2 protein-coding genes are annotated in these 5,236 nt (G+C 68.5%); both read right to left on the reverse strand.

The annotated features are described in order from the left end of the window. Positions 1 to 20: 20 nt before the first annotated feature. Positions 21 to 4,430: an RHS repeat-associated core domain-containing protein gene (locus ACE3T5_RS21045; RefSeq protein ID WP_374670067.1), complete on the reverse strand. Its 4,410-nt coding sequence runs from the start codon at positions 4,428 to 4,430 to the stop codon at positions 21 to 23. A 339-nt stretch (positions 4,431 to 4,769) separates the two neighbouring features. Continuing rightward, on the reverse strand, positions 4,770 to 5,048 hold the full coding sequence (locus tag ACE3T5_RS21050; protein WP_374670068.1) for a hypothetical protein: 279 nt from the start codon (positions 5,046 to 5,048) through the stop codon (positions 4,770 to 4,772). Positions 5,049 to 5,236 lie beyond the last annotated feature (188 nt).

The raw sequence follows: 5,236 nt of genomic DNA on the forward strand, positions 1-5,236 counted from the left end.
TTAGGATCAGCCGGCAAGCATCAAGCCCAGACGGGTCCGCTAGACCTGTGGGGAGCCCTGCCGCATACCCGAACCGATTCCAGCCCCCCCGCCAACCCAATCGGATCCGCCTGCGTATACCGCCCCACCCGCGGATCGTAGTTGCGGAAGTAGTTGTACACCACTCCGCCCGCGTCCTCGGCGTACTGGCCCGGGAATCGCAGGTTCAGCTCCGTCGGGTTCGTGGCCTTCAGCAGCACCGGCTGGTTCGTGATCGCCTGGTTCGGGTTCGGCGTGGCTTTGAGCACCCCCGTGGGCTTGTTCTGCCCGAAGGCGCTGTAGGGCCACTGCCACACCACCTCGTTGGCTTCGTTCTTCATCACCCGTGGCGTGCCCAGGTGATCGGTGTGGATGCCGTAGAGCTTGCCGTTGCGGATGATCCCCACGGGAATCCCAGTGCCGTCCTCGGTGGGCAGCCAGATGTACTCGGTTCTTCCCTTGCCGGTGGCGCTGCCGTTGTCGTACTCGCCCAGGATGGCCCAGCTGGGGATCACTCCGGCATCGGCGTACAGGTAGGCCGTGCCGATGCTGGTGTTGGCCGCCGCCTGGGTGAACAGCCAGCCGAACTGCTTTTTCAGCCAGGTGATGAAGTCCACGCCCAGCGTCTGCTGGTTCGGCAGCGTCTGCTCCGCGGTGGGCTCGCTTCGGAAGACGCGCTGGCCCAGGCCGTTGGTGAGGTAGCTCACGACGGCGGATTCGCCGTCCAGCGGGGCTCTGATGCGCTTGAGGCGGTTGGCGCCGTCGTACTCGAAGGTTCTGAGGCCGTCGCCGGTGAGCGCGCCGTTGGCGTCCACGCTGTAGGTGACGGGGGAGACGACCACGCTCTTGGTCTTGCCGTTGTTCAGGGTGGTCAGCGTCTGGGTGAAGCCCAGCAGGCGGTTGCTGGCCGCATCCAGGTTCATCGCCTGGGCGGTGAGGCGGCTGCGGTCGGTGGCGTCGAACTCACCGTCCAGGTCGGTGTCGCTGGTGGCCTGCTCGATGCCGGTGAGGCGGTTGCTGTTGGCGTCGTAGGTGTAGCGGCTGTCGGACCCTGGCCGGCTGAAGCTGGTGAGGCGGTTGCGGCTGTCGTAGCCCGCCTGCCAGCTGAGGCTGGTGAGGTAGACGGTGCCCGAGCCTTCGGCAGTGAGGCTCTGGCTGATGCGGGTGATGCGGCCGGCCGGATCCCAGGTGTAGCTGGCGAAGTCGTTGGCCGTCATGCGGCCGTCGGTGTCGAAGGTTCGGCTGGCGGTGTCGCCGTTGAACCAGTTCCAGGCCCTGGGCTGGCCGAGTGCGGTGTAGGTGAGGCCGCTGAGGAAGGGCACCTCGGGCTGATTCTTCTTGCCGTTCCACACCCGGACGGCGCTCACGCGGCCGGCGGTGACGTCGTAGCTGACCTTGGCGCCGCTGGGGTAGGTGATGCTGGCGACGGCGCCGCCGGGGTGCCAGGTGTAGGCCACGCGGAAGCGGCTGGGCGCGGTGGGCGTGTCGTTGACGTCCTGGGTCTTGCTGAGCACGCGGCCCAGCGCGTCGCGGGTGAACACGCTCACGCCGGCGGCATCTTCCAGGCGGGCCAGGTAGCCGGCCGCGTCGTAGGTGTAGGTCACCTGCTGCCCATCGGCATAGGCGATGCGCTGGATGCGCCCGAGCGCGTCTCGCTCGATGGTCGTGATCTGGCCGCGGGCGTCTTCGATGCGGGTGACTTCGCCGTTGGCATCGCGCTGGTAGCTGATGGTGCCGATGTCGGGGCTGGTCTCGCTCATCACCTCGCCGAAGGCGTTGGTGGCGTAGCGGGTGGTCACGCCCTTGGGGTCGGTGACCTGGGTCAGCGCGTCCAGGGCGTTGAAGGCCTGCGTGGCGGCGGCGCTGTCGGCGAAGGTGGTGGCGACCGGGCGGCCGAGCGCGTCCAGTGTCTGGCGGGTGGTCTGGTTCAGCGGGTCGGTCTCGCTCACCGGCACGCCGTTGGCGTCATGGCCGTAGCGGGTGGTCTGCCCGATGGAGTTGGCGGTGGCGGTCACGCGCCCCAGGGCGTCGATGCCGCGCTGGGTGACGGCGGCGATGGCGCCGCTGGCGTCACGCAACTCTTCACGGGTGCGGTTGCCCGAGGCGTCCAGCGTGTAGCTGAGGCTCGCGCCGCGGTTGTCCTGGGCGGCGATCAGCCGGTCGGCCTGATCGTAGGTGTAGCTCACCTGGTGGCCGTTGGGCAGCGTGGTCGATTGCAGCTGGCCGGTGGCCGTATAGGCGTAGGTCGTTGTCTCTCCGCCCACGGTCGCGGTGAGCAGGCGGCCACGGGCGTCATAGGTGTAGGTGCTCGTCAGGCCACCCGGCTCGGTGCGGGTGAGCACGCGGCCACCGGCGTCGTGGGTGAAGGTGGTCTGGCGCTGCAGCGGATCGCGCAGGCTCACGGTGTTGCCCGCGGCGTCGTAGCCGTAGGTCCACACGCCACCGCCCGGCAGCGTCATCGTCTCCACCTGACCGCGCGCGTTGTACGTCCAGCTGCGGGTGCGAACCTGGCCGGTGGCGACGTCGGTGATCTGTTCACTGAGCAGGTTGCCGCTGGCGTCGTAGGTGTTCACCGTGGTGCGCCCGGGCTCGCTCACGCGCACCGGCAGGCGCCACTGCGGGTGCCACTCGGTGGCGGTGGTGCGCTGCTCGGGCAGGCCGGCCGCCTCGGTCGTCTGGGTCTTCAGGCGGCGGCGGGCATCCCACGCGTGCTCGCGGCGCACGCCGTTGAAGTCGGTTTCCACCTGCGGCATGCCGTCGGCGCCCAGGGCGCGCGATGCCAGGGTGTCGCCGTCCAGGGCCTGGCTGGCGCTGGCGCGGTACACCCAGCCGTCGGCTGCGCCCACCCAGGTGAGGCGCTGGACGGCGCCATTGGGCGTGGTGACCGTGGTGGTCAGGGAATAGATGGAGGGATCGACGGTGGTGCCCGCCTGCAGCGTGCCGCTGGCCGAGCCGGAGCCGCTGTAGGTGACGCTGTAGGCATCGGTCTGGCCGATGTGCACGGTGCCGATGGCGCGCCCCGCGCTGTCATACGCATAGGTGGCGATACGCACCTGCGCCTCGTTGGTGATGCCGGTCAGCAGGCTCGGGAAACGCGCATCCTCGTAGTGGTAGGTTCGCGTGCCGCCCGGGTGCGTCACGGACAGCAGCTGCGGGGTCTGCGATTGCGTGTAGGCGTATTGCAGCGTCTGGCCGTCCGGCGTGGCGATGCTCACCAGGCGCCCGTTGGCGTCATGCGTGAACTGCAGGCTGCGGCCGAAGGCATTGGTGACGCGCTGCAGGCGGAAATCCGCGCCCCAGGTGAGCGTCATGGCCCAGCCGTTGCGTTCGGTGAGGGCCAGCAACTGGCCTTGCCCATTGAAGGTGAAGGTGCGATCCGTGCTGATCTGGCTGAAGACGAACTGGTCGCCCTGGACGACCAGGCGGTCGTTGTGCCCGGCTGCGACCCATTGGCCGTTCTCCTGGGTGAAGGCGAGCGTTCGTCCGTCTGGCAGCTCCACGTCGGCCGTCGTGGCCGAGATGATCATCCGCGCGGCGAAGGCGTGGCTCCAGGTCGCGCCGAAGGTCGACGCGGCGGCACCCGAGCTGCGGAAGATGCGGGTGAAGGTCAGCGGATGCGCGGCCGCATCCACCCAGTCAGTCTCGTCCTGCTGCTTTTCCCCGCGGCCCGGCTGGATGGGGTTGCCGAAAGCGGGATCACAGGTCAGGCACATCTCGACCGTGATGGTCTTCGTGGCCTCGTTCACGCAGCCGTGGCAGGTGGCCGTGAGCGTCTCGCGCGCGGCCTTCAGTACCGGCGGCACGTACATGAACTTGAAGGAGCCCCCGCCGTCGGTGACGCCCTGGAACGGTCCGCCAGGGCCGTGAATGGTGACGACAATGTCGGGCTGCGGCTCACCTGCCTTGGTGACCTTGGCCTCCATGGGCAGCGCCGGGCCCACGGGCAGGGCCTTGGTGCGGTTGTTGCCGAACAGGGCAATGACGGTGGGGTCGATGCGCACCGCGCACTTCTGCTGCTCCGGATCCCAGTTCATGCCGGCCGGGCAGCGGCACGAGGCATCCGACTGGATCATCGAATTGGCCGGGCATTGGCAGACCGGGCCTGCGTAGTCGTTCGGGCCCCATGTCTCGTAGACCGGCCCCCTCGGCGGCCCATAGTCGAAGGCGTTGATGTCCACCCCCGCCATCCGGATGTTGGTGGTGGCCCATTTGGCGCCCACGAATCCAGGCGACACAGCCGGATCGCGCAGCTGGCACATCGTGTTCGTCGAGCCGCTGGTCCAGCAGCCCACGAAGCCGCCTCGCGCCGTGTGATCCGCCGCGTACTGCGCGCAGTGCTCAGGCAGCGCCGCCTGGATACCCTGCACGAGGCGCGGCGCGATGCACTGCGTGCGACCGGCGATCTCGCACATGGGTGCGGGCGCGGGGCCGCCGAATTGTTGCGGCTGCGCCTGGGCCGTGCCGGACCCGACAAGAACCATCCAGACCGCAGCGACTGCGGCTTTCCATCCACGCAACATCACATCCCTCCGGGCTCAGACCCCAAATTCCCGGGCGAATACTAAAGCATTCATGGTGCCCTGCACAAATCGACCCGTCCTTGAACTCTCCACCTAGGCAGGGTCGGCACAATGCGCCCAATAGCATGCATGCCGATGAGCGCATCACGGCATGGGCGCGCGGTCAGCCGCCAGGAGCTGCTGCCAACAGGCCAGATGGGGTTGGGGGCCGGCGCGCTGCGGCCCTCACGGTCACGCGCTGGCGGACCGTTCGATGTTGAGCGCCAGCAGCCGCCGAAGGATCTCGTCCTCGGTCATCCCCGGCGCGTAGTCCGCCCAGCCGTAGGCCTGCGCAACGGCCGCGTCCGGCGCCTCGTGGGCCTGGGCCAGGCAGGCGGGGCGCTCGTTGTACAGATTGGTCAACGTGCGCCGGGCCAGCTCTTTCTCGAAGCCGGGCCGCGCCACGATGCGGTCCGGGTACGGCGACGCGGTCTTGCCGCGCGGCGCCACCCCTTGTCCCTCCCGTGACAAACCCTCATTGCGGTGCAGCAGGCTGCCCCTAGAATCGCAAAAGCGAACGACCGTTCTTTTCTCACTCCCTCTCCCAAGGAATCCGCATGACGGCTGAATACAAGGTCCACGGCGACGTGGCCGTGATCACGTTGAACAACCCGCCCGTCAACGGCCTGGGCTACGCCACGCGCGTGGCCATCGCGGCC

The organism is Ramlibacter sp. (assembly GCF_041916345.1).
Lineage (GTDB): Bacteria > Pseudomonadota > Gammaproteobacteria > Burkholderiales > Burkholderiaceae_C > Ramlibacter.

What these genes read in the sequence shown, in the direction of transcription:
- ACE3T5_RS21045 (WP_374670067.1), bottom strand. Translation starts at nt 4,430, where the DNA reads ATGTGCGAGATCGCCGGTCGCACGCAGTGCATCGCGCCGCGCCTCGTG.